21 protein-coding genes and 1 pseudogene are annotated in these 22,685 nt (G+C 63.7%); 9 read left to right on the top strand and 13 right to left on the bottom strand.

Annotated elements, in window-relative coordinates; all coding sequences use genetic code 11:
* Positions 1 to 84 precede the first annotated feature (84 nt).
* From CO664_RS04125 to CO664_RS04110, 4 genes are all read left to right on the top strand, one after another.
* Positions 85 to 993 carry a LysR substrate-binding domain-containing protein gene (locus tag CO664_RS04125; protein WP_176536490.1) on the top strand — a complete coding sequence of 303 codons (909 nt, stop codon included), beginning with the start codon at positions 85 to 87 and terminating at the stop codon, positions 991 to 993.
* A 155-nt stretch (positions 994 to 1,148) separates the two neighbouring features.
* On the top strand, positions 1,149 to 2,381 hold the full coding sequence (gene puuD, locus CO664_RS04120; RefSeq protein WP_097537988.1) for a urate hydroxylase PuuD: 1,233 nt from the start codon (positions 1,149 to 1,151) through the stop codon (positions 2,379 to 2,381).
* On the top strand, positions 2,378 to 3,694 hold the full coding sequence (gene guaD / locus CO664_RS04115; RefSeq protein ID WP_097537987.1) for a guanine deaminase: 1,317 nt from the start codon (positions 2,378 to 2,380) through the stop codon (positions 3,692 to 3,694). Before puuD ends, guaD begins: the two co-directional genes overlap by 4 nt.
* A 102-nt stretch (positions 3,695 to 3,796) precedes the next feature.
* Entirely contained in the window at positions 3,797 to 4,942 is a 1,146-nt protein-coding gene (locus CO664_RS04110) for an alpha-hydroxy acid oxidase (RefSeq protein WP_037414797.1), read from the top strand.
* Positions 4,943 to 4,987: 45 nt separating this feature from the next.
* Here the strand turns inward: CO664_RS04110 and uraH are convergent, their stop codons facing one another.
* The 6 genes from uraH to CO664_RS04080 all read right to left on the bottom strand — a co-directional run bounded on the left by uraH (position 4,988) and on the right by CO664_RS04080 (position 9,464).
* Positions 4,988 to 5,350: a hydroxyisourate hydrolase gene (gene uraH / locus CO664_RS04105; protein ID WP_097537986.1), complete on the bottom strand. Its 363-nt coding sequence runs from the start codon at positions 5,348 to 5,350 to the stop codon at positions 4,988 to 4,990.
* A complete protein-coding gene (locus tag CO664_RS04100; RefSeq protein WP_097537985.1) occupies positions 5,347 to 5,862 on the bottom strand; it encodes an ureidoglycolate lyase in 516 nt (171 codons plus the stop codon). The genes uraH and CO664_RS04100 overlap by 4 nt, the downstream gene beginning before the upstream one ends.
* A gap of 72 nt (positions 5,863 to 5,934) precedes the next feature.
* Complete coding sequence (gene uraD, locus CO664_RS04095) at positions 5,935 to 6,438, bottom strand: 2-oxo-4-hydroxy-4-carboxy-5-ureidoimidazoline decarboxylase (RefSeq protein ID WP_037414789.1); 504 nt, start codon at positions 6,436 to 6,438, stop codon at positions 5,935 to 5,937.
* Positions 6,438 to 7,367: an allantoinase PuuE gene (puuE, locus tag CO664_RS04090; protein WP_037414786.1), complete on the bottom strand. Its 930-nt coding sequence runs from the start codon at positions 7,365 to 7,367 to the stop codon at positions 6,438 to 6,440. Before puuE ends, uraD begins: the two co-directional genes overlap by 1 nt.
* 77 nt (positions 7,368 to 7,444) lie before the next feature.
* Positions 7,445 to 8,257: a DUF1045 domain-containing protein gene (locus tag CO664_RS04085; protein WP_176536489.1), complete on the bottom strand. Its 813-nt coding sequence runs from the start codon at positions 8,255 to 8,257 to the stop codon at positions 7,445 to 7,447.
* A 76-nt stretch (positions 8,258 to 8,333) separates the two neighbouring features.
* Entirely contained in the window at positions 8,334 to 9,464 is a 1,131-nt protein-coding gene (locus tag CO664_RS04080) for an FAD-binding oxidoreductase (RefSeq protein WP_097537983.1), read from the bottom strand.
* Positions 9,465 to 9,503: 39 nt separating this feature from the next.
* On the opposite strand from CO664_RS04080, the gene mnmD reads away from it, so the two are divergent.
* Entirely contained in the window at positions 9,504 to 10,220 is a 717-nt protein-coding gene (mnmD, locus tag CO664_RS04075; RefSeq protein WP_097537982.1) for a tRNA (5-methylaminomethyl-2-thiouridine)(34)-methyltransferase MnmD, read from the top strand.
* A 6-nt stretch (positions 10,221 to 10,226) separates the two neighbouring features.
* Here the strand turns inward: mnmD and CO664_RS04070 are convergent, their stop codons facing one another.
* The gene (locus CO664_RS04070) at positions 10,227 to 10,679 is read right to left on the bottom strand and encodes a host attachment protein (RefSeq protein WP_037387508.1); all 453 of its coding nucleotides are present in this window, start codon (positions 10,677 to 10,679) and stop codon (positions 10,227 to 10,229) included.
* 658 nt (positions 10,680 to 11,337) lie between these two features.
* Between CO664_RS04070 and CO664_RS04065 the strand changes: the two genes are divergently transcribed.
* Positions 11,338 to 12,873: a DEAD/DEAH box helicase gene (locus tag CO664_RS04065; RefSeq protein WP_037414776.1), complete on the top strand. Its 1,536-nt coding sequence runs from the start codon at positions 11,338 to 11,340 to the stop codon at positions 12,871 to 12,873.
* A gap of 65 nt (positions 12,874 to 12,938) precedes the next feature.
* Here the strand turns inward: CO664_RS04065 and CO664_RS31100 are convergent.
* The 3 genes and pseudogenes from CO664_RS31100 to CO664_RS04055 form a co-directional block, all read right to left on the bottom strand.
* A pseudogene (locus CO664_RS31100) lies at positions 12,939 to 13,043 on the bottom strand (cysteine hydrolase); the annotation flags it as partial.
* A 47-nt stretch (positions 13,044 to 13,090) separates the two neighbouring features.
* Entirely contained in the window at positions 13,091 to 14,020 is a 930-nt protein-coding gene (locus tag CO664_RS04060; protein WP_234819733.1) for a DMT family transporter, read from the bottom strand.
* A gap of 106 nt (positions 14,021 to 14,126) precedes the next feature.
* Positions 14,127 to 14,588, bottom strand: coding sequence for a GyrI-like domain-containing protein (locus tag CO664_RS04055; RefSeq protein WP_097537981.1), 462 nt, complete (start codon positions 14,586 to 14,588; stop codon positions 14,127 to 14,129).
* Positions 14,589 to 14,915: 327 nt separating this feature from the next.
* Here CO664_RS04055 and CO664_RS04050 point away from each other — a divergent pair, with 327 nt between their 5' ends.
* From CO664_RS04050 to CO664_RS04040, 3 genes are read left to right on the top strand one after another with little or no spacing between them, the layout of a single operon-like run.
* Complete coding sequence (locus CO664_RS04050; RefSeq protein ID WP_083853892.1) at positions 14,916 to 16,310, top strand: circularly permuted type 2 ATP-grasp protein; 1,395 nt, start codon at positions 14,916 to 14,918, stop codon at positions 16,308 to 16,310.
* A 4-nt stretch (positions 16,311 to 16,314) separates the two neighbouring features.
* The gene (locus CO664_RS04045) at positions 16,315 to 17,256 is read left to right on the top strand and encodes an alpha-E domain-containing protein (protein WP_037414773.1); all 942 of its coding nucleotides are present in this window, start codon (positions 16,315 to 16,317) and stop codon (positions 17,254 to 17,256) included.
* Positions 17,257 to 17,272: 16 nt separating this feature from the next.
* On the top strand, positions 17,273 to 18,115 hold the full coding sequence (locus tag CO664_RS04040) for a transglutaminase family protein (protein WP_037414772.1): 843 nt from the start codon (positions 17,273 to 17,275) through the stop codon (positions 18,113 to 18,115).
* Between the two features lie 226 nt (positions 18,116 to 18,341).
* Here the strand turns inward: CO664_RS04040 and araD are convergent, their stop codons facing one another.
* The 3 genes from araD to araD1 all read right to left on the bottom strand — a co-directional run bounded on the left by araD (position 18,342) and on the right by araD1 (position 22,684).
* On the bottom strand, positions 18,342 to 20,087 hold the full coding sequence (gene araD, locus CO664_RS04035; RefSeq protein ID WP_097537980.1) for an L-arabinonate dehydratase: 1,746 nt from the start codon (positions 20,085 to 20,087) through the stop codon (positions 18,342 to 18,344).
* Between the two features lie 95 nt (positions 20,088 to 20,182).
* On the bottom strand, positions 20,183 to 21,616 hold the full coding sequence (locus CO664_RS04030) for an aldehyde dehydrogenase family protein (protein WP_097525197.1): 1,434 nt from the start codon (positions 21,614 to 21,616) through the stop codon (positions 20,183 to 20,185).
* Between the two features lie 72 nt (positions 21,617 to 21,688).
* Positions 21,689 to 22,684 carry an AraD1 family protein gene (gene araD1 / locus CO664_RS04025; RefSeq protein ID WP_097538579.1) on the bottom strand — a complete coding sequence of 332 codons (996 nt, stop codon included), beginning with the start codon at positions 22,682 to 22,684 and terminating at the stop codon, positions 21,689 to 21,691.
* Between the last annotated feature and the right edge of the window lies 1 nt (position 22,685).

The raw sequence follows: 22,685 nt of genomic DNA, 5'->3' as shown, positions 1-22,685 counted from the left end.
CTGTGAACTTGACTTGCAGCATGCCGCCAAAGATGCTCGAACTCCAATCGAACATCTGCCTGCATGCATCAAGAGAACTTATCCATGAAGATGTCGAAGCAGTTTCCGCTGAATGCGCTGAGGGTCTTCGAGGCGGCCGCCCGGCTTGGCAGCTTCACCAGGGCCGGGGACGAGCTCGGCATGACCCAGACGGCGGTCAGCTACCAGATCAAGCTCATCGAAGAGAGCGTCGGAGAGCCGCTGTTCCTCAGGAAGCCGCGCCAGGTGACGCTGACGGAAGTCGGCCATCGGCTGTCGCCGAAGGTGACCGAAGCATTCGAACTGCTGCAGGACGCGGTCGCCTCGGCGCGCCGCGACACGGAAACGGCGCTGCTCATCAACTCGACGGCGACCTTTGCCTCGCAATGGCTTGCCCGAGAGATCGGCACGTTCCAACTTGCACACCCGAATATCGCCGTACGTCTGGCGGCGAACGACGCAATCATCGATTTCAACAAGGAATCGGTCGACGTGGCGATCCGCTCCGGAACGGGCGATTGGCCGGGCCTTGTCAGCCATCGGCTGATGCGGGTGGAATTTGCCCCGATGCTCAGCCCCGCGCTTGCGGCGATGATCGGCGGCGTGCGCACGCCGCGAGACCTTCTGAAGCTCCCCATCATCGGCCCTGGGGATCCATGGTGGCCGGCATGGTTCCGCGCCGCCGGCGTCGACGACCCGGATTTGGCCGGCAGGCCGGCAATCCGGCTCGGCTCCCAAGCCTTCGAGGCGCGGGCAGCGGTCGCCGGCCAGGGCGTCGCCATTCTGATGCCGGAATTCTATACCGACGACGTGGCGCTCGGCCGGCTCTACCAGCCTTTCAAGCTGCGCTGCAGCGAGGGTCACGACTATTGGCTGGTCTATTCCTATGCCCGCCGCAATGCCTTCAAGATCCGCGCCTTCCGCGACTGGATCCTTGGCAAGCTAAATCCAGGCGAGCTGGCAGGCCAGCGATGAATCGGTTTCGGAGAACGCCGCTCTAACCTTTTGGAAAAGATTGGTTTCAAGCGCGCTGGGCATTGGCGGTGAAATACCACCGAGTGATCACGTCACCCCTTCCCCGCTCCCGTTTTTTCTCGCAAGCTGCGACAACGGAGAGAAAGGGGATCTGAATGTATGAATTCGCCATTGCCTGGGAATGGCTGGCCTTTGCCGTCCGCTGGCTGCATGTGGTGACCGCCATTGCCTGGATCGGCTCGTCCTTCTACTTCATCGCGCTCGACCTCGGCTTGGTGAAACGCGACCACCTGCCGCCCGGCGCCTATGGCGAGGAATGGCAGGTGCATGGCGGCGGCTTCTACCACATCCAGAAATATCTGGTGGCGCCCGCCACGATGCCGGAACATCTCACCTGGTTCAAATGGGAGTCCTATTCCACCTGGCTCTCCGGCTTCGCGATGCTCTGCCTCGTCTATTACGGCGGCGCCGATCTGTTCCTGATCGACCGGCATGTGCTGGACATCTCGGCGACGACGGCAATCCTGATCTCGCTTGCATCGCTCGGTGTCGGCTGGGTCTTCTACGATCTCCTCTGCAAATCGCCGATCGGCAAGAATACCTGGGGCCTGATGGCCCTTCTCTACCTGGTGCTGGTCGCCATGGCCTGGGGCTACACGCAGGTCTTCACAGGCCGCGCTGCCTTCCTGCATCTCGGCGCCTTCACGGCGACGATCATGTCCGCCAACGTTTTCTTCATCATTATCCCCAACCAGAAGATCGTCGTCGCCGACCTGATCGCCGGCCGCACGCCCGATCCGAGGCTCGGCGCCCAGGCAAAGCAGCGTTCGCTGCACAACAACTACCTGACCTTGCCCGTCATTTTCTTCATGTTGTCAAACCACTATCCGCTTGCCTTCGCGACGGAGTTCAACTGGATCATTGCGGCCTTGGTGTTCCTGATGGGCGTGACGATCCGCCACTGGTTCAACACCACGCATGCGCGCAAGGGCAAGCCGACCTGGACCTGGCTCGCGACAGCAATCCTCTTCATCCTGATCATGTGGCTGTCGACGGTGCCGAAGGTGCTGACCGGACAAGAGCGGGCCGAGGCCGCACCAGCGTTCAAGCGCTTTGCCGAAAACGCGCATTTCCCGGCCGTCAAGGACACGATCGCCACCCGCTGCAGCATGTGCCATGCGGCCGAGCCTGTTTACGAAGGCATTGGCCGGGCCCCGAAGGGGGTCACGCTCGAGAGCGACGCCGAGATTGCCGCTTTGGCGCGGGAAATCTATATCCAGGCCGGGCGCAGCCACGCCATGCCGCCCGGCAACATAACCGATATGACGGCGGACGAACGCAGGCTGCTGACGGCCTGGTTCGAGAGCGCCGTCGGGGAGGCAGAATGACATCCATCCTGATCCGCGGCCGCACATTGAGCTTCAACCGCGCGCCGGAGAGCATCGACGACAGCGCCGGCTATGCCTATGAAGGCGACGGCGCGCTCCTTGTCGAGGATGGCGTCATCAAGGCTTGCGGCCCCTACGCGACTGTAAAGACGGCAGCGCCGGAAGGGGTGGAGGAGATCGATCACCGGCCGCACCTCATCGTGCCGGGCTTCATAGACACGCATCTGCACTTCCCGCAGATGCAGGTCATGGCCTCCTACGCGGCCAACCTGCTCGAATGGCTGAACACCTACACGTTTCCGGAGGAATGCCGCTTCGTCGAAACCGCGCATGCGGAGCGGATCGCCCGGCACTTCTTCGACGAGATGGTCCGCCACGGCACGACGACGGCAACGGCCTATTGTTCGGTGCACAAGGCGTCCGTCGACGCTTTCTTCGCCGAGAGCCTGAGGCGCGGCACCTGCATGGTCGCCGGCAAGGTGATGATGGACCGCAACGCGCCGCAGGGCCTGCTCGACACGCCTGAGATGAGCTATGACGAGACGCGGGCGGTGATCGCCGACTGGCACGGCAGGGGCCGCAATCACGTCGCCATCACCCCGCGCTTCGCCATCACCTCGACGCCGGAGCAGATGGAGGCGGCGAAATCGCTCGTCCGCGAGTTTCCTGACCTGCACGTACAGACGCATCTCTCCGAAAACCGCGACGAAATCGCCTTTACCTGCGAGCTCTATCCCGAAGCCAAGGATTATACCGACGTCTACGCCCGCTACGACCTGCTCGGGCGCAAGAGCCTTTTCGGTCATTGCATCCATCTCTCCGAGCGCGAAGCCGATGCGATGAGCGAGACCGGTTCTGTCGCCGTCTTCTGCCCGACATCCAACCTCTTTCTCGGTTCCGGCCTGTTTCCGCTCCACGCCCTGACGCGGCGGGCGAAACCGGTGCGCGTCTCGGTCGCCTCCGATATCGGCGGCGGCACCAGCTATTCGATGCTGAAGACGCTCGACGAGGCCTACAAGATCGTCCAGCTCCAAGGCGAACGGCTGAACCCCTTCGACAGCTTCTACATGATGACCCGGGGCAATGCCGAGGCGCTTTCGCTTGCCGATCGCATCGGCACGCTGGAGCCGGGCAGCGATGCCGACCTTGCGGTCCTCGACATGGCGGCCACACCGGCCATGGCGCTCAGGGCCGAAGTGGTCAATTCGCTCGCCGACGAGCTCTTCCTCCTGCAGACGATGGGCGACGATCGCTCGATCGTCGAGACCTATGTGGCAGGCAAGCCGGCGAAATCCACGCTCGGCACCACCTGAGGCAAGAGGTCAATTTTTTTGACCACTTGCCTCAGGCGACTATTACAACCCTTCCGAAAAGATGTTAAGGCGTCCGTCATCTCCATTCGATGAGGGCCATCCATGACGCAAATCCTCGACATCAGCGACCTCAAGGCGCTTGCCAGGCGGCGGGTTCCGAAGCTCTTCTTCGACTATGCCGACAGCGGCGCCTGGACGGAGGGCACCTATCGCGCCAACGAAGAGGATTTCGCCAAGATCAAGCTGCGTCAGCGGGTGCTGGTCGACATGACCAACCGGTCGCTCGAAACAACGATGATCGGCCAGAAAGTCTCGATGCCGGTGGCGCTTGCACCGACGGGTTTGACGGGCATGCAGCACGCCGACGGCGAGATGCTGGCGGCGCAGGCGGCAGAGGCCTATGGCGTTCCCTTCACGCTGTCGACGATGAGCATCTGCTCGATTGAGGACGTCGCCTCGGTGACGACGAAACCCTTCTGGTTTCAGCTCTATGTGATGCGCGAGCGCGAATTTGTGCTCAACCTCATCGACCGCGCCAAGGCGGCCAAATGCTCGGCCCTCGTCCTGACGCTCGACCTGCAGATACTCGGCCAGCGGCACAAGGATCTCCGCAACGGCCTCTCGGCGCCGCCCCGCATGACTCCGAAACATCTCTGGATGATGGCGACGCGCCCGGGCTGGTGCATGAAGATGCTCGGCACGAACCGACGCACCTTCCGCAACATCGTCGGCCATGCCAAGAGCGTCACCGACCTCTCCTCGCTCCATGCCTGGACCGCCGAGCAGTTCGACCCGCAGCTTTCCTGGAAGGACGTCGAATGGATCAAGGACCGCTGGGGCGGTCCGCTCATCCTGAAGGGCATCCTCGATCCGGAAGACGCGAAAATGGCGGCGAAAACCGGCGCCGACGCAATCATCGTCTCGAATCACGGCGGCCGCCAGCTCGACGGGGCGCCGTCCTCGATCAGCATGCTGCCGAAAATCATCGATGCCGTCGGCGACCAGATCGAGGTTCATCTCGACGGCGGCATCCGCTCCGGACAGGACGTGCTGAAGGCAGTCGCGCTTGGAGCCAAGGGCACCTTCATCGGCCGCCCGTTCCTCTATGGCCTCGGGGCGATGGGCAAGGACGGCGTGACCCTGGCGCTCGACATCATCCGCAAGGAGATGGACATCACCATGGCGCTCTGCGGCAAGCGCAACATCAACGACGTGGCTCGCGACGTCATAGCCGACTACGCGATGTGAGGCGCCAGATGCGGGCGCCGTGCGCCCACATCCTTCTCGTCCGGCTCAGCTGCCGCGATAGGTCGAATAGCAGTAGGGCGAGAGCAGCAGCGGCACGTGGTAGTGGCTGGCGGCGTCGGCGACGCCGAACCGCAACGGGATGAGGTCGAGGAAGGCCGGCTCGACAAGCGCCACTCCGGCCGCACGCAGATAATCGCCGGCGTGAAACACAAGTTCGTACTGCCCCGCCTTGAAGGCTTCGCCCTCCGCAAGCGGCGCATCGACGCGACCGTCGCTGTTCGTGCGGACCGTGCAGATCGATTGCCGCTCCTCGCCTTCCAGCCGATAGAGATCGATGCGCAGGTTCTCTGCCGGCTTGCCGAGCGCCGTGTCGAGAACATGGGTTGTCAGCCGGCCGCTCTTCTTCATCGGACTGTTCCCTTCGAAGGCAGATCTGGGATAACGAAAGGTTCCTCGTAGAAGAACTCCTCGAGATTGTTGCCCGGTCCGCCGCGATCGACAACGAGGAAATCGCTGACGGTATCGACCGTCATCAGCGGATGATGCCAGACGTTGCGGCCATAATTGACCCCCTGCCGGCCCCCTGCCAGGAAAACCCGCGGCCTGCCCGGGCGCCCGCCCTCATCCTCGGCGGCAACCGCGAGCCAGGGCCGATCTTGAAGTGGCGAAAAACTCTGGCTGCCGAACGGGTGGCGTTCCATCATGGTGATGCTGTAGGGAAAGCTCCGCGGCTGGCCGCGAAAGATGCTGATGATCACCCGGGCGCCCTCCCCGATCACGTCGGCCCCGGCAAGCGCGTGAAACCGCTCTGTATTGCCGCCATTGATCAGGCGCGCCGACGCGGGGTCGGCCTCGATGACGCTGCCGAACGGGGCGAACGCCTCCTTCGTCAGGGGCTCGATCGAAAGCAGATGCGACATCAGGCCCGGGTCCCAACTCTCCGGCCATGGAGATCCGGGCGCAGTGCGGCGCCGGTAGGCGGAACGGTCTTGTCAGGCATTGTCATCTCCCGGAAGCATGGAACTGAGACGCAGCCGGGCGATCCGCTCCACCTGCGCGCAGGCGGTTTCAAATTCCTCTTCCGCGGAATTGTCAATCCGTTGCTCGAAGGCGGCGAGAATCTCCGCCTTCGTCAAACCCTTCACCGCGATAATGAAGGGAAAGCCGAATTTCTTGGTATAGGCGGCGTTGAGCTTCGTGAACTGCGCATGCTCTTTCGGCGAGAGCCGGTCGAGGCCCGCCGATGCCTGTTCGGACGTCGATTCCGCCGTGAGCTTGCCGGCAACGGCGAGCTTACCGGCTAGATCGGGATGGGCGCGCAGGACCGCCAGACGTTCTGCGGGCGATGCCGCGCGAAAAGCGTTGCAGAGGGCCGAATGGACGTTTCCGGCCGTCAATCCCGACGAGGCGGCATGGTCGAACGCACGCTCCGCCACCCAGGGGGAATGCTCGAAGATACCGCCGAAACGGCGGACGAAATCCTCGCGTTCCGACATCAACGCATTCCCTCCGGTCTGTGGTGTTCATACCAGTGGCGGGCGATATCGATGCGCCGCGGCACCCACACCTGATCGTGCGACAGGACGTAATCGATGAAGCGGCCGAGCGCCGCCGCTCGGCCCGGCCGGCCGACGAGACGACAATGCAGGCCGACATTCATCATCTTCGGGCTGCCTTCCTTGCCCTCCTCATAAAGCACGTCGAACGTGTCCTTGAGATAGGTGAAGAACTGGTCTCCCGAATTGAAGCCCTGATTAGTGGCAAAGCGCATGTCGTTGGCGTCGAGCGTGTAGGGGATGATGAGATGCGGCTTGTCGGGTGTCAGCCCCGGGACCCAATAAGGAAGTTCGTCCGCATAGGAATCGCAGGAATAGAGGAAGCCGCCCTCCTCCAGCACGAGCCTCAGCGTGTTGACCGAAGGCTTGCCCTGGTAGATGCCAAGCGGCCGCTCGCCCGTCAGCTCCGTATGGAGCCGCACGACCTCGCGAATATGCTCGCGCTCCACCTCCTCCGGAAAATCCCTGTATTCGAGCCAGCGCAGCCCGTGGCTGGCGATCTCCCAGCCGGCCTCCTTCATCGCCGCAACCGCCTCCAGGTTGCGGGCCATGGCAAGCGTCACGCCATAGACCGTTAGCGTCACGCCACGGCTCGTGAACATCCGCCACAGGCGCCAGAAACCGGCACGCGCGCCGTATTCGTAGATTGATTCCATGTTGAGGTTGCGCTGACCCGCCCAGGGCTGCGCGCCGACGATCTCCGACAGCAGGCACTCGGATGCCGGATCGCCATCGAGAATGCAGCTTTCGCCGCCCTCCTCGTAATTGAGGACGAACTGCACGGCGATGCGCGCATCGCCCGGCCAATGCGGCTGCGGCGGCGTGCGTCCATAGCCAACAAGGTCGCGCGGATAGGAAGTCTCGGCCATGAAATCACCTTCGATTTTCCGAGACGGTAGCACCGCGCAACGGATTGTCGAGATGAAAATGACGGCGCGAAAGGAGGTTAGCGGATTGCCGAAACGGAATTGGCCAGCAGCGGCGAAGCGCCGCCGGCGTCACCCGTTGACTTACCCGATAACTGAGGCTGCGCCGAGGACCGAACCGTCCTTTCGCTCCTTGGACGGACGGAAATCTTGCCGAGCGGATGCTGGGAATGGACCCGCATCGGCGCGCCCTTCTCCGCTTCGACGAACAAGGCGAGGCTTTCGACCGCAAGCGGCTTCGTCAGATGCGGTTCGAAGACTTCGCGCAACGGCGCCTCGAGGCCTCGTCCGGCTTCAGCACCCAAAGGACCAGTGAGCTTCATATGGAAGCGGTACTCTTCCATCACGAAGGGATCGCCCCACCGATGCAGATTCGTAAATTGCGGGGCAGTCAACCGGTCGGGATCGGAACGTTCGATTTCGTCCTCGCCGAGCGGCGCCCGAAAGCGGTCGAATGCCTGCAGGACCCGCGCGGCGAGCATATGCATCGCACGGCTCGGCACCGTCGGCGTCAGCCCCAGGCATTGCCCGAGGCGCGCCACCTCCAGCCGCTCGATCGCGAACGGCGTCTCGGCGCTGGTGAAGTGCATCAGACTTCTCAGCAGCTGCGCTTCATCGGCGCCTTCCGCGAGGCGGAAGGGCGCCATGATCATCGCGTGGAAGCCGAAGCGGCGCGGAACGGCCGTGTGGAAGGCGATCTCGGAAACGCGAAGGCCGGCGATCGACGGCGGCTCGACGGGTTCGCCCGAATAGACGCTGCGGCCAAGCCAGCTTGCCGCCGCCGCGGACAGCGGGTCGCCCATCGGCGGCGTAAAACAAATGGCGTACCGCATTGCAAGGCTCCGAAATTCGGTTCGATAGCCGCCTCTTAGGTGATTTGCGTGACAGATTGACGAAGTGGAATGGGGGCTACTGCAACGCCGCGATATGGGTTTCGCACCGGAAGGATTGCGGCAGTTCGGCGGTCCTGCGCCCGGCAATCTCGTCGATGACGAAGCCCGCCAGAACATGTGCCAGTCCAAAACTGACCTTGAAGCCGCCCGTCAGCACCGACACCCTTTCATATTCCGGATGGCGGCCGACCATCGGCTCCCGGCCGGTGGCCTTGGGGCGCAGACCGGCCCAGCGTTCGATCACCGGTGCATCGCGCAGCAGCGGGGTGAGTGCAACGGCGCGTTCGATCAGCGCATCCAGTTGCGCGTCCGTCGAGAAGGGCTCGGCGAATCGGTTCTCGCTGGTGCTGCCGACGGCCACAAGGCCGTCCTCATGCGGAACGATGTAGAGCCCGTCGGTGAAGATGATCGGCGCGGCCGGATCAATATCGGCGCGGAGCAGCGCCGCTTGCCCCTTGACGGGGCCGCCGCTCGCCGCCTGCGGCCGCTCCGCCAACCGATCGACCAGCGGAAAACTCGCGACACCGGCGGCGAGGATGCAATGCCCGAACGCGACCTCGCGGCCCTCGAAGAGTGCTAGCCGAGCGTGCTGCGGGTCGATCGACAAAACGTCGGCGCCCTCTTCGATCTGGACATGAGGAAATGCATCGAGTGCCGCCCGCAAGGTCGCCAGCAGCCTGCGCGGCGCCACGCGTGCGGCAAGCGTGTCCTGGACGAGGCCGAAGGGTGCGGCGTTCGCTGCCGGCCAGCCGTCGGTATCGGCGTCGCGGACGTGCCAATGATACCGCTGGTCGCCAGCAACCCAGTGCCGCTCCGCGTCCTGCTGGTGGCCGAGCGCGATATCGCGCAGATGCTGTCTGCCGAGCGGCATGATCCGGCCCGAGCGGCGATAGCCCGCCGATAGACCCGTCTCGCCCTCGAGCCGGGCAATCTCGCCCTCCAGCGAAACAAGCGCATCGAACTGGAACTGTTTCTTCGCGTTCCAGCGGTCCGGCATGTGCGGCATCAGCGCTCCGAGCAGGCCGCCGCTTGCGCCTGCACCGATCCCCTTCCGCTCGAGGAGGCGCGTCTCGATGCCGGCACGGCCGGCCATGAGCGCCGCCCAGAGCCCCATGATACCGCCACCAACGATCAAAACTTCGCTCATCGATTGACCTTACCCCGCCGCAAGTCTATCGCCATCGCCATGACAGAGACCGATCTCCGCCAGAACCAGCCGACCGCAAGCCAGAGCCTTGAATGGCATGCGGGCGATATGCCCTATTCGGTGGAATTTGGCGATCACTTTTACTGCCGCACTGACGGCCGGCTGGAATGCGGCCATGTCTTTCTTTCGGGCAACAGGCTGCCCGCGCGCTGGAGCGCAGGCGGGACCTTTACGATCGGCGAGCTCGGCTTCGGCACCGGCCTGAACTTCTGCGAGACCTGGCGGCAATGGAAAGAGGCACAGGTCCCCGATGGCCGGCTACACTTCGTCTCCTTCGAGCGCTTCCCGATGCGCGCCGGCGAAATCGACCGGGCACTCGCCCATTGGCGGGAGATCGACGCCGAGCGCCGCGCGCTTGTCGCCCCTTGGCCGGATGCGCCGGCCGGCCGGATCGACATCGACTTCGACGGCGTGCGTCTCACCGTCGTCTGCGGCATGGCGCTCCAGGGCGTTGCCCAAACGCGGGAAGGTTTCGACGCCTGGTTTCTCGACGGCTTCGCCCCGTCGCGGAACCCCGACATGTGGTCGCAGGAACTCATGCAGGCGGTTTTCGACAAAACCGTCAAAGGCGGCACCTTCGCCACCTATGCGGCGGCAGGTTTCGTCCGCCGCAATCTCGCTGCGGCCGGCTTCGTGGTCGAGCGCCTTCCGGGCTTTGCCGGCAAACGCGAAATGCTGCGCGGCGATAAGCCCTGAAGCGATCTAGCCGGGAAAGACCACCGACTTGACCGTGGCGATCAGTTGCTCGGTCGGCACCGCCACGCAATTGCGGTCGATCTCGGCGACGGTCTTTTCCTTGACCTGATGGGAGAGCAGCTTCCTGAGGTCGCCCAAGGTCTTCGGCGCGGCGCAGATCACCAGGTTCTCGAAGGCGTTTTCCAGCGCATAGTGGTCGAGCTTCCCGGCAATTTCCACGGCGAAGCGGTGCTGTTCCTCGCGAACCGGATCGCTGCTGTATTCCATGGCCGAGCGGCCGTGTCCGACCGACGAATGGCTGCGGCCCGGCTTGTCGGCCATGATGTCCTGAGCGCGCCTCGCCTCGATCTCGTAGGATTCCACCTCCGGCTGCTGATGTCCGTCCTTCAGCAAGTTGACGTCCTTGACGATGCGCGCGGCGTTGCCATCGGCTGCCAGTATCCAAATCCGGTTCCGCACTGGTTCCTCTCCTGTATCTCGATTGGCAGATAGGTCGGCGAAGACTAAAGGGATGGAACGGCTGAAGCCGCGTCAGGTTCCCGAATCGCCGAGCGTCCAATTTTTGTCCAGCTTCACACGGCTTGGTTGCGAACGCAGCTGAGCATCGAAACCGGGTTTCGGCGCCGGCCCGTATCGCTCCCGCTCCTGCCGAACTGGACCACGCAATTCCTGCAATATGCGCACCCGGCCTAGCCGAGATGCCGGGGGCCGAGCCGCAGAATTGTACGCTCCGGCGCCTGTTCTGCAAGCTTTCATCCATGATGCTTGGCCGATCCTGGCCATGACGAACTTTCCTGAACGCCGGCCTTCGAGAAGGCTGCTGCGGCGGGCCAATCTCGCACCTGCAAAAGATGCCGCTTGACTTTTCGGGCCAAAACAACGACATGGACAGCGCGTCACCTTCCGGCCGCCGCGTGAGCGCGCCCTCGGCAAACACTTCGAGCCGTGAAGAAGGAATAGCGCGAGACATCGCCGCAACCGGCGGCAGCACAGGCGCTTGACGATTTTCTCTAAACCACAAGTTCCCAATTCACGCGGGGTTCTTGACGCCAGACGACACCGGAATTGCAAGAGGCGATTCCGGCGCATGCGTTTGGCGCCCCGAAAGGTATATCCATTGTCCACTTTCAAAGACCTCGGCCTATCGCAGCAGATCCTGGCGACCCTCTCCGCCAATGCCTTCGAAAAGCCGACGCCCATCCAGATGCAGGCCATCCCGCTTGTTCTCAAGGGTCATGATCTCATCGGTCTTGCCCAGACGGGCACCGGCAAGACCGCCGCCTTCGGTCTGCCGATGATCGAGAAGCTTCTCGCCGATGGCGGGCGCGCCGACCCGCGCAACATCCGCGCGCTCGTGCTGGCCCCCACCCGCGAACTGGTCAATCAGATCGCCACCAACCTTAAGCTTTTCGTGAGAAAGAGCCCGCTGAAGATCGGCGTCGTTGTCGGCGGCGTCTCGATCAACAAGCAGACCGAACAGCTCGCCCGGGGCGTTGACATTCTCGTCGCAACGCCCGGCCGCCTGCTCGACCTCGTCGCCCGCAAGGCCGTGACGCTGACGCAAGGGCGCTACCTCGTGCTCGACGAGGCCGATCAGATGCTCGACCTCGGATTCATCCACGATCTGCGCAAGATCTCGAAGCTGGTGCCGAAGAACCGCCAGACGCTGCTCTTCTCCGCGACCATGCCGAAGCAGATCGCCGAACTCGCCGGCGAGTATCTGACCGATCCGCTCAAGGTCGAGGTAACGCCGCCCGGCAAGGCCGCCGACAAGGTCGAGCAATATGTCCATTTTGTCCCCGGCAAGGACCTGAAGACGACGATCCTCAAGAAATCGCTGACCGACAATCCCGATGGTCTGTCACTGGTCTTCAGCCGCACGAAGCACGGTGCCGAGAAGCTGATGAAGCATCTCGACCATGTCGGCTTCAAGGCCGCCTCGATCCACGGCAATAAGAGCCAGGGCCAGCGCGAGCGCGCGCTGAAGGCGTTCCGCGACGGCGAAATCCGCGTGCTCGTCGCGACCGACGTCGCCGCACGCGGCATCGACATTCCGGGTGTGACCCATGTTTACAACTACGATCTGCCGGAAGTGCCGGACGCCTATGTGCATCGCATCGGCCGCACCGCCCGTAATGGCCGCGACGGCATTGCGATCGCCTTCTGCTCACCGGACGAAATCCGCCTGCTGCGCGACATCGAAAAGCTGATGGGCATCCAGATCGCCGTCGCCAGCGGCGAGGCGCCGGCCGACCAGGCTCGTCCCTCCAAGGGTCGCGGCGGTCGCGGCAACGGCCAGCAGCGCGGCAATGGCGGTGGTCAACATCGCGGCAGCGGCGGCGGCCAGCGCCGCGACGGAGCTCAGCGCCCGCAGCGTCCCGCGCGGGAGCCGGCAACGAGCGGGTTTGCAGGCGACGAACTGCTGCGCGACGATCGTCCGCAGAAGAGCGAGCGCCGCGATCACCGGGCCGCCGGCCAGGGCCACCACGACGGCCGGCCGGAGGGCAACCGCAATCACGAAAACCGCAAGCACCATGGCCGCCCCGGCCCGAAGCATGACGGCCGGCGCCAGGGCGACGGGCAGCCCGGCAATCGCCGCGGGCGCGGTCAAGGCATGCGCCGCGCAGACAATGGCGGCGGCCGCCAGGGCTGAGCCGCCTGCGATAAACAGTGACCCTTGCGCCTCCGAAAGGACGCGAGGGTCGCTGCAGATATTTCCTACTGCATGTCTCCGGCCGCGGGCCTGACCTCCACCTTGGCGCGACCTGCGTCGAGACCACCAAGCGTTTCATCGTGGTGCGCAACGTTCTCGGGAAACAGCAAGGCCCCGAATCCGCGCTCGTCTGAGCTCTCGCATACGCTGCGCTGCTCTATTTCGCTGAGCCTGCCGCAACATTGATTGCGCGTTCCCCAGCCGGCGCCTCGCCATTGTTCTTGCGATTGGTGAGGTAGACGCCCGTCACCGCAATAACGGTTCCGACGATCATCGGCCAGGTCAGGGCTTCGCCGAAGAAGAGCGCCGCCTGGACCGCCGCGAGCGGAGGCACCAGATAGATGAGCGATGCGGCGCGCGAGACCTGGCCGCGGCGGATGAGATAGAGCAGGAGCGCAATCGCCCCCATCGACAGGCCGAGGACCGACCATGCAAGCGCTGCGACGAGCTCGAGGTTCCAGGTGACGTGCAGATCCTCGAGCATCAGGGCCAACGGCACGGTGACGAACAGGGCGCCGACATATTGCAGGGCGGCGATCGACCGAATGTCACCGTTTTGCAGATATCGCTTCTGGTAGAGCGTGCCATAGGTCACCGCCGCCATGCCGAGGACGTTGATGGCCACCGGCAGGAAATGAATGGGCGTCGCGGCGGTGTCGAGCGCCAGCGTCTTCGGCAAGACGGCAAGTGCGATGCCGCAAAAGCCGAGCACCAAACCGAGCCGCTGCTGCCGGCTGAGATTCTCGCCGATCAGGAACGGCGCGACCGCCGCCGTCATCAACGGCTGCAGCCCGGCGATGATGCCGGATATGGCCGCGGGCACCCCCTGCCCGATCGCCCACCATACGGCGCCAAGATAGAGGCCGTGCAGGAAGATCCCCGACACAATCGCGTGGCCGATCAGGCTCCAGGAGCTGGGCCAGCGCGCGCCGGTCGCGGCGCAGAAGCCGACGAAGAGCAGGATCGCCACGCTGTAGCGCAGCGCCAGGAAGGTCAGCGGATCGGCGAAGAATGCAGCATATTTCGCCACCACCCAGCCCGTCGACCAGAGCAGCACGAAAATGGCCGGGGCCAGGCGGGCAAGCATCATAGGTGTTTTTCCCGATCGAGGCGGACCTCGATGAGCGAGACCGTCGCCGCGGCGATAGACCGCGTGCCGCCCCTGGTCAAAGCAATTTTTCTGATGGTTGCGATCAGCGAATTGGAACCATCAGTCGCAGAGAGGAGGCAGACGGCGAGACGAAGCCGGGCGCGTATTCTTCGCGGTAGTGTAGATGGGTCTGATCGACGAAGTGGCCCGCAGCCGCAATCCACTCGAACATCTTGCGGTACTGAACGAAAACATCTCCTCCTTCAGGGTGGTGCATCGTCGTCGCAAAGCGCATGGCCGGCAGGTCCATGTGGTCGGGCGCTGCAAAGGTCTCGTGATCTTCTCCGGCATAGCCGAGCAGATAGGTGAAGCCCTCCGGCCGGACATTCCAGGAGAGGCCTATAAGGGCGGCGTGATCGCGCGGATGCGTGCGGCGTCGATGCTCCTGCGTCTCGGCTATCAGCCGGTGGATGGCGCCGTCGGCCGCTTCGATGAATGTGCCGTCCCAGAGGCGGCCGGTAACCCGTTGCGCCGGCCGTTCGGCGATCTCGTATATTGCGTCCATGCCGTCACCGCCTTGCCGTCACCACCTGACCAGCGCCGATATCTTATTCCTGCCGCATCGATGAACAAGATCGGCAAACAAGGCTTCCACCGAGACCGCAACCTGTGGTGGGGCGCCAAATAATCAGGCATCTGCCCATTTCCAAATCAGCAGGAGAAATCCGGCACGCACAAATCGCAAGCCGGAGAGACGAAAGCGCCTTCAATTTTCGGACCGGCGCAAGCCGAAAATTCTTCGCGCGCGACTGTGCACGCTTCTTGCATTGCGGCAACCGTTGTACTCAAATGGACAAAAATAAGGGGATCTACGCCTTTGGCATTTGACGAAATGATCAATGCGGACAGCAGTCCGCGCCAGCCATATTCGACCTATCATCAATGGTATGCCAGCCAGGACAGAAACCGGCTCATAGCGAAATCGAGAGAAGCCGAGAACATCTTCCGCAAGACGGGCATTACTTTCGCAGTCTACGGACACGCCGATTCATCCGAAAAGCTCATCCCCTTCGATCTCATTCCCCGCATCATATCCGGACGTGAATGGCGACGCCTCGCCCAGGGCATCGAACAGCGCGTCATTGCGCTTAACGCCTTTCTGGACGACATTTACCACAAGCAGGAAATCATCCGCGCCGGCCGGATCCCGCGCGAATTGATCGAGAAGAACGACGCCTTCCTGCCGCAGATGATCGGCTTCCGGCCGCCGGGAGGCGTCTATACCCACATCGTCGGCACTGACATCGTGCGCACCGGCGAAGACCAGTTCTACGTGCTCGAAGACAACGCCCGCACGCCTTCCGGTGTCAGCTACATGCTGGAAAACCGGGAAACCATGATGCAGATGTTCCCGGAGCTCTTCCATCAGAACCGCGTGCGGCCGGTGGAGAACTATCCCTATCTGCTGCGCCAGAGCTTGTCATCGCTGGCGCCTCCCGGATGCTCCGGCAAGCCGCGCGTCGCCGTGCTTACCCCCGGCATCTACAATTCCGCCTTCTACGAGCACGCCTTCCTCGCCGACATGATGGGCGTCGAACTGGTGGAAGGGTCGGACCTCAGGGTCATCGACGGCAAGGTGAAGATGCGCACGACGCGCGGTTACGAGGCGATCGACGTGCTCTACCGCCGCGTCGATGACGATTTTCTCGACCCCTTGACCTTCCGACCGGATTCCGCGCTCGGCATTCCCGGCATCATGGACGTCTATCGCGCCGGCAACATCACCATCGCCAATGCGCCGGGCACCGGCATTTCCGACGACAAGGCGATCTATTCCTACATGCCGGAAATCGTCGAGTTCTATACCGGCCGCAAGCCGTTGCTCGAAAACGTCCCCACCTGGCGCTGCTCGGAACCGCAGAGCCTCAAATACGTGCTCGAACATCTGGAAGAGCTCGTCGTCAAGGAAGTGCACGGCTCCGGCGGCTACGGCATGCTCGTCGGCCCGACGGCGACCAAGAAGGAGCGTGCCGCCTTCGCCGAGAAGCTCAAGGAGCGCCCCGGCAACTACATCGCCCAGCCGACATTGTCGCTCTCGACCGTGCCGATCCTCGTCAACAAGGGCATCGCGCCCCGGCACGTCGACTTGCGTCCCTATGTGCTCGTTTCCGACAAGGTGCAAATCATTCCCGGCGGGCTGACGCGTGTCGCCCTGAAGGAGGGCTCGCTAGTGGTGAATTCCAGCCAGGGCGGCGGCACCAAGGATACCTGGGTACTGGAGGACTGAGGCCATGTTGGGAAGAACTGCAAACGGCCTCTACTGGATGTTCCGCTATATCGAGCGCGCCGAGAACAGCGCCCGGCTAATCGACGCGGGCCTGCGCATGTCGCTGACCCGCAGCGAATCGAGCGAGGGCGACTGGGACGGCGTCTTGCAGAGCGCCGGCGTGCGCGAGCTCTATGACGAGGTGCACGACACGCTGACCAGCAGCGACGCCATCGATTTCCTGCTGCGCGACCGGGCCAATCCGTCGAGCGTCATGTCCTGCATCGAGGCGGGCCGCCACAACGCCCGGATGGTCCGCACGGCGCTGACCCGCGAGACCTGGGAAGCCACCAACGAATGCTGGATCGAGCTGAAGGCGATGCTCGCCAAGAAGGCGCGGCCGGCCGACATGCCGGAGATCATCGACGCCATCAAACGCCGCGCCGGCCTCATCCGCGGCGCCTTCCACGGCACGATGCTCCGCAACGAGATCTTCAACTTCTCGCGCATCGGCACTTTCATCGAGCGGGCCGACAACACCGCCCGCATCCTCGACGTGAAGTATTACGTGCTGCTGCCGGCGGTCTCCGCCGTCGGATCGTCGATGGACAATGTCCAGTGGGAATCGATCCTGCGCTCCGTCTCGGCGCACCGCGCCTATGGCTGGGTCTATGATGCGGAACTGAGGCCGGCCAATATCGCCGATTTCCTGATCTCGAACGGCCGCATGCCGCGCTCGCTCGCCTATTGCTACGAAAAGATCGTCAGCAATCTCGGTTATCTGTCGCGCGAATATGGCGAGAGGCATGCCGCTCACGAGACCGCCGAGGAAACGCTTGCTTCGCTCCGCAGCCAGTCGATCAGCGACATCATGGACCGGGGCCTGCACGAATATCTGGAAGAGTTCATCAGCCACAACAACCGTCTCGGCCAGGAAATAACCGACGGCTACCGGTTTTACCAATGAGGTCCGGGAGAGTGGAATGCACCTGAAAATCAGCCACACGACCGAATACCATTACGACGAACCGGTGCCCTATGCGCTGCAGCGGCTGCGGCTGACGCCGACGACGCAGCCCGGCCAGAGGGTGTTGAACTGGCGCACGCTCGTCGAAGGGGCGGTGGTCGAGGTCAGCTACGATGACCATTTCGGCAACCGCACGCATCTCGTCAACGTCGACGCGGATCGGACGACCTTGCGGATCGAGGCGAGCGGTGAAGTGGATACGGAAGACCGGGCCGGCGTCTTCGGAGCGCACCAGTCCTATGTGCCGCTCTGGCTCTATGCCCGCGAAACACCGCTCAGCGAGGCGGGCAAGCTGGTCCGCGAGCTGGCGAAATCGGCCGAGGGCGCAACGGATCTCGAGCGCATGCACGCGCTGATGGGGACGATTCACGAGGCGGTCGCCTACGAGCCCGGCGAGACCCATGCCGGTACCACCGCCGAGGAGGCGCTCGAGCGCGGCAAGGGCGTCTGCCAGGACCACGCCCACATCCTCGTCTCGGCCGCCCGAACGCTTGGCCTGCCGGCCCGCTACGTCTCGGGCTATCTGCTGACCGAAGGCCATCCCGAGCAGACCGCGAGCCATGCCTGGGCCGATGTGCACCTGCCCGGTCTCGGCTGGGTCGGCTTCGATCCGGCCAACAAGATCTGCCCCGACGAACGCTATGTCCGAGTCGCCACCGGCCTCTGCTACCGCGATGCCGCGCCGATATCCGGGCTGGTGCATGGCGTCGCCAGCGAGACGTTGAAAGTCACCGTAACGGTGGAACGGCAAGGGCAGACGCAAAGCCACGGCGAGCAGAGCCAACGCCAGAGTCAGTAAGCCGAAAATCAGGGAATCACCGCCGGCGGCGGCCCCTCATCCGGCCTACTGGCCACCTTCTCCCCACAAGCGGGGCGAAGGAGACTCGCGGCGAACGCTTGCCCAATAGTCCGCAGGAACAGCGACAACGGCCCCTACGTCCCCTCTCCCCGCAGGCGGGGAGAGGGTTCGGGTGAGGGGCAACTACGGCACCCGAAGCCGAAACGGTGGTCGCTGTTCAGCCCCGTCAGTGGCTGTCTCGGTCCATCGGGATGCGATCGCCGCGCGGCCCGACGAGGAAGTCGAGATCGGCACCGCTATCGGCCTGCATGACGGTCTTGATATAGAGGCCGCCATAGCCGCCGGTGAGCGGCTTGACCGGCGACACCCAGGCCGCACGGCGGCGGGCGAGCTCCTCGTCGGAGACATGCAGGTGCATCGTGCGGTTCGGGATGTCGACCTCGATCAGGTCGCCGTTCTGAACGAGCGCCAGCGGCCCGCCCTCGGCCGCTTCCGGTGCCGTGTGGAGAATGACGGTGCCGTAGGCCGTGCCCGACATGCGCGCATCGGAAATGCGGATCATGTCGGTGATGCCCTTCTTCAGGACCTTGGGCGGCAGGCCCATATTGCCGACCTCGGCCATGCCGGGGTAGCCCTTCGGACCGCAATATTTCAGCACCATTACGCAGGTCTCGTCGATGTCGAGGTCATCGCGGTTGATGCGGGCGTGGTAGTCCTCGATGCTTTCGAAGACGACAGCGCGGCCCTTGTGCTGCATCAGATGCGGCGAGGCGGCCGAGGGCTTCAGGACGGCGCCGCGGGGCGCCAGATTGCCGCGCAGCACCGCAATGCCGCCGGATTTCGTCAGTGCCTTTTCCCGGGGCAGGATCACGTCTTCGTTGTAGTTCGTTACGCCCTTGACGTCGTTCCAGATCGTGTCGCCGCTGACAGTGATGGCGTCGTTGTGGAGCAGCCCCATCTCGGCGACCGCCTTGATGACCACCGGCAGGCCGCCGGCATAATAGAATTCTTCCATCAGGTACTTGCCGGAGGGCTGCAGGTTGACGATGGTCGGCACGTCGCGACCGAGCCTGTCCCAGTCGTCGAGCGAAAGATCGACGCCGATGCGGCCGGCAAGCGCCAGCAGATGCAGCACCGCATTGGTAGAGCCGCCGACCGCGCCGTTGACGCGGATGGCGTTCTCGAAGGCTTGCTTGGTGAGGATGTCGGAGGGCCTCAGGTCTTCCTTGACCATCTCGACGATGCGGCGGCCGGTGAGCTGCGAAATCACCCGGCGGCGGGCGTCGACGGCCGGGATCGCGGCATTGCCGGAGAGCGTCATGCCGAGCGCTTCGGCCATCGACGCCATCGTCGAGGCCGTGCCCATGGTCATACAGCTTCCCGCAGAACGAGCCATGCCCTGCTCGGCATCCATGAATTCTTCGAGGCTCATTTCGCCGGATTTGACCATTTCCGAGAACTGCCAGATCGCCGTGCCGGAACCAACGTCCTTGCCGCGCCACTTGCCGTTCAGCATCGGGCCGCCGGAGACGACGATCGCCGGAATATCGACGCTAGCCGCGCCCATCAGCAGGCTGGGGGTCGTCTTGTCGCAGCCGCCGAGCAGCACGACGCCATCGACCGGATTGCCGCGGATCGCCTCTTCGACGTCCATTGCCGCGAGGTTGCGGAACATCATCGCCGTCGGGCGAAGCGTGCTTTCGCCAGTCGAGAAGACCGGGAATTCCACCGGAAAGCCGCCGGCCTCGTAGACACCGCGCTTCACCCGCTCCGCAAGGTCGCGCAGATGCGCGTTGCAGGGCGTGAGTTCCGACCAGGTGTTGCAGATGCCGATGATCGGCCGGCCGTCGAAGGTGTCGGCAGGCAGCCCCTGGTTCTTCATCCAGGAGCGGTGCATGATGGCATTCTTTCCCGTACCGCCGAACCAGTCCTGCGAACGCAGCTTGCGCGGCCACTCAGCTTTCTTCTTCATTTCTTCCTTCCTTCGGGCCCGTGGGTGCGGGCTGGAGCACGATGGCTTTGCAGCGGGATGAGGATGGCACTTGCCTCCTCATCCCGCTCTTGGGCTTAAGCCAGCGTGTAGGCTGTCTTGACGGTTGTGTAGAATTCGGCGGCGTATTTGCCCTGTTCGCGCGGGCCATAGGAGGAGCCCTTGCGGCCGCCGAACGGCACGTGGAAATCGACGCCGGCGGTCGGCAGGTTGACCATCACCATGCCGGCCTCGGCATTGCGCTTGAAATGCGTCGCATGCTTGAGGCTGGTCGTGGCAATCCCGGAGGAGAGCCCGAACGGCGTGTCGTTGGCGACGGCGAGCGCCTCGTCGTAATCCTTGACGCGGATGACCGCGGCGACCGGCCCGAAGATTTCTTCACGCGAGATCCGCATCGCATTCGTCGCCTCGGTGAACAGCGCCGGCTGCAGATAGAAGCCGGGCGTGTCGCGCGAAATGACCTCGCCGCCGAAGGCGAGCTTCGCGCCTTCTTGTCTGCCGATGGCGATATAGTCGGTGTCCTGGTTCAGCTGGCTCTGGTCGACGACCGGGCCGATATGGGTGCCGGCCTTCAGCGCGTCGTCGACGACGAGGCCTTGCATGCGCTCACCCATTGCCGCGACGAACTTGTCGTGGATGCCCTCGGTGACGATGATCCGCGACGAGGCGGTGCAGCGCTGGCCGGTCGAGAAGAAGGCGGAGTTGACCGCCGCCTCGACGGCGACCGGAAGATCGGCGTCGTCGAGGACGACAAACGGGTTCTTGCCGCCCATCTCCAGCTGGAACTTGCGATTGTGCTCGACCGAAGCCATGGCGACGCGCTTGCCGGTGCCCACGGATCCGGTGAAGGTGATCGCCTGGACATCCGGGCTTTCGAGCATCGCCTGTCCGACGACCGAGCCCTTGCCCATGACGAGGTTCAGCACGCCCTTCGGCAGGCCGGCGCGATGCAGGATGTCGACGATCGCGTGAGCGCAGCCCGGGACGAGTTCGGCTGGCTTGAAGACGATGGTGTTGCCGTAGCAAAGTGCCGGGGCGATCTTCCAGGCCGGAATGGCGATCGGGAAGTTCCATGGCGTGATGATGCCGACGACGCCGACTGCCTCGCGGGTGATTTCGACGCCGATGTTCGGACGCACCGAGGGCAGCGTCTCGCCGGCGAGACGTAAGGCTTCGCCGGCGAAGAAGTCGAAGATCTGACCGGCCCGCACCGTCTCGCCAATGCCTTCGGCGAGCGTCTTGCCTTCCTCGCGCGACAGCAGCCGGCCAAGTTCGTCCTTGCGGGCGAGGATTTCGTCAGCGGTCTTTCTCAAGATAGCGTGGCGCTCGAGGATGCCGGAGCGCGACCAGGCCGGAAACGCCGCCTTGGCCGCGGCGATCGCGGCTGAAGCATCGTCGGCGGTGGCACGGGCATATTCGCCGATGACGTCGTTGGTGTTCGAGGGATTGACATTGGCGACGCCGTCGCTGCCGACCCATTCGCCGGCAATGAGATTCTGGTGAAGTGTCATGGGCTTCAGCCTCCTTGTCTTCTTGTCGCAAGGGGCCGCCCGTCGCGGCCCGACGCTGCTTTAGCAGATATATCAGAGCTGATGTATGGCGATGTCTTCTTCTTCGGCGATCGCCAGCGGATTACGCAGCGCAAGGCCAAAGTCCTTGGCCTCGATCTCGAAGACGTCTCCTGGCTCGGTGCGTATGCCGTCGCCGAAGGAAAGCGTCGCGGTCCCGAACATGTGCACATGCACATCGCCCGGCTCGCGGAAGAGACCGTATTTGAAGTGGTGATATTCAAGATTGGCGAAGCTGTGCGACATGTTGGTTTCGCCCGAGAGGAACGGCTTTTCCCACAGGACCTTGCCGCCGCGCAGGATACGCGACGTGCCGCGGATGTCGTCCGGCGCCGCACCGATGCGGATTTCCGGGCCGAAGCTTGCCTGCCTGAGCTTCGAATGCGCCAGCCACAGGTAATTGACCCGTTCGGTCTTATGGTCGGAGAACTCGTTGGCGACCGCGAAACCGAGACGATAGGGCATGCCCTTGTCGGAGATGACATAGATGCCGGCCATTTCCGGCTCTTCGCCGCCGTCCTCGGCAAAGGAGGGGGAGGTGAGCGGCTGGCCGGGGGCGACCGCGGCGGTGCCGTTGCCCTTGTAGAACCACTCCGGCTGCACGCCCTTTTCGCCAGCCCTCGGCTTGCCGCCTTCGAGCCCCATGCGGAACATCTTCATCGAGTCGGTGAGCGTCTCTTCGGCCGCCTCGGTGGTTTTCTTATGCATCGCATCGCGCGTCGCGGCGGAGCCGAGATGCGTCAGCCCGGTGCCGGTCAGATGCAGGTGCGCCGGATCGGGATGGGTGATCGGCGGCAGCATCCGCCCCTCGGCATAGGCCGCCTCGAGGTCGATCGTCTCTCCGAGGCCCTTGGCATCGATAACCGCCTGGAGGCTCTTGCCGCCATTCGCCGCCTTCATCGCCAATGCGTAGACGCTTTCCGCGTCCTTGACGAGGCGTGCCGTTTCGCCCGGCTCCCGCACTGCGACTGCAATCGATCCGTCTTGCTTCCTGACTTGGGAAATCAGCACG

It is taken from the genome of Sinorhizobium sp. NG07B (genome assembly GCF_002532005.1).
In the GTDB taxonomy this organism is placed as follows: domain Bacteria; phylum Pseudomonadota; class Alphaproteobacteria; order Rhizobiales; family Rhizobiaceae; genus Sinorhizobium; species Sinorhizobium fredii_C.
Note: the sequence above shows the minus strand (reverse complement) of the source record. Positions and strands in the feature narration are given on the sequence as shown.

Bases quoted from the DNA above. Each gene is read 5' to 3' on its own strand.
- CO664_RS04125 (WP_176536490.1), top strand. From the start codon at position 85: ATGAAGATGTCGAAGCAGTTTCCGCTGAATGCGCTGAGGGTCTTCGAG.
- puuD (WP_097537988.1), top strand. From the start codon at position 1,149: ATGTATGAATTCGCCATTGCCTGGGAATGGCTGGCCTTTGCCGTCCGC.
- guaD (WP_097537987.1), top strand. From the start codon at position 2,378: ATGACATCCATCCTGATCCGCGGCCGCACATTGAGCTTCAACCGCGCG.
- CO664_RS04110 (WP_037414797.1), top strand. From the start codon at position 3,797: ATGACGCAAATCCTCGACATCAGCGACCTCAAGGCGCTTGCCAGGCGG.
- uraH (WP_097537986.1), bottom strand. From the start codon at position 5,350: ATGAAGAAGAGCGGCCGGCTGACAACCCATGTTCTCGACACGGCGCTC.
- CO664_RS04100 (WP_097537985.1), bottom strand. From the start codon at position 5,862: ATGTCGCATCTGCTTTCGATCGAGCCCCTGACGAAGGAGGCGTTCGCC.
- uraD (WP_037414789.1), bottom strand. From the start codon at position 6,438: ATGTCGGAACGCGAGGATTTCGTCCGCCGTTTCGGCGGTATCTTCGAG.
- puuE (WP_037414786.1), bottom strand. From the start codon at position 7,367: ATGGCCGAGACTTCCTATCCGCGCGACCTTGTTGGCTATGGACGCACG.
- CO664_RS04085 (WP_176536489.1), bottom strand. From the start codon at position 8,257: ATGCGGTACGCCATTTGTTTTACGCCGCCGATGGGCGACCCGCTGTCC.
- CO664_RS04080 (WP_097537983.1), bottom strand. From the start codon at position 9,464: ATGAGCGAAGTTTTGATCGTTGGTGGCGGTATCATGGGGCTCTGGGCG.
- mnmD (WP_097537982.1), top strand. From the start codon at position 9,504: ATGACAGAGACCGATCTCCGCCAGAACCAGCCGACCGCAAGCCAGAGC.
- CO664_RS04060 (WP_234819733.1), bottom strand. From the start codon at position 14,020: ATGCTTGCCCGCCTGGCCCCGGCCATTTTCGTGCTGCTCTGGTCGACG.
- CO664_RS04055 (WP_097537981.1), bottom strand. From the start codon at position 14,588: ATGGACGCAATATACGAGATCGCCGAACGGCCGGCGCAACGGGTTACC.
- CO664_RS04050 (WP_083853892.1), top strand. From the start codon at position 14,916: ATGATCAATGCGGACAGCAGTCCGCGCCAGCCATATTCGACCTATCAT.
- CO664_RS04045 (WP_037414773.1), top strand. From the start codon at position 16,315: ATGTTGGGAAGAACTGCAAACGGCCTCTACTGGATGTTCCGCTATATC.
- CO664_RS04040 (WP_037414772.1), top strand. From the start codon at position 17,273: ATGCACCTGAAAATCAGCCACACGACCGAATACCATTACGACGAACCG.
- araD (WP_097537980.1), bottom strand. From the start codon at position 20,087: ATGAAGAAGAAAGCTGAGTGGCCGCGCAAGCTGCGTTCGCAGGACTGG.
- CO664_RS04030 (WP_097525197.1), bottom strand. From the start codon at position 21,616: ATGACACTTCACCAGAATCTCATTGCCGGCGAATGGGTCGGCAGCGAC.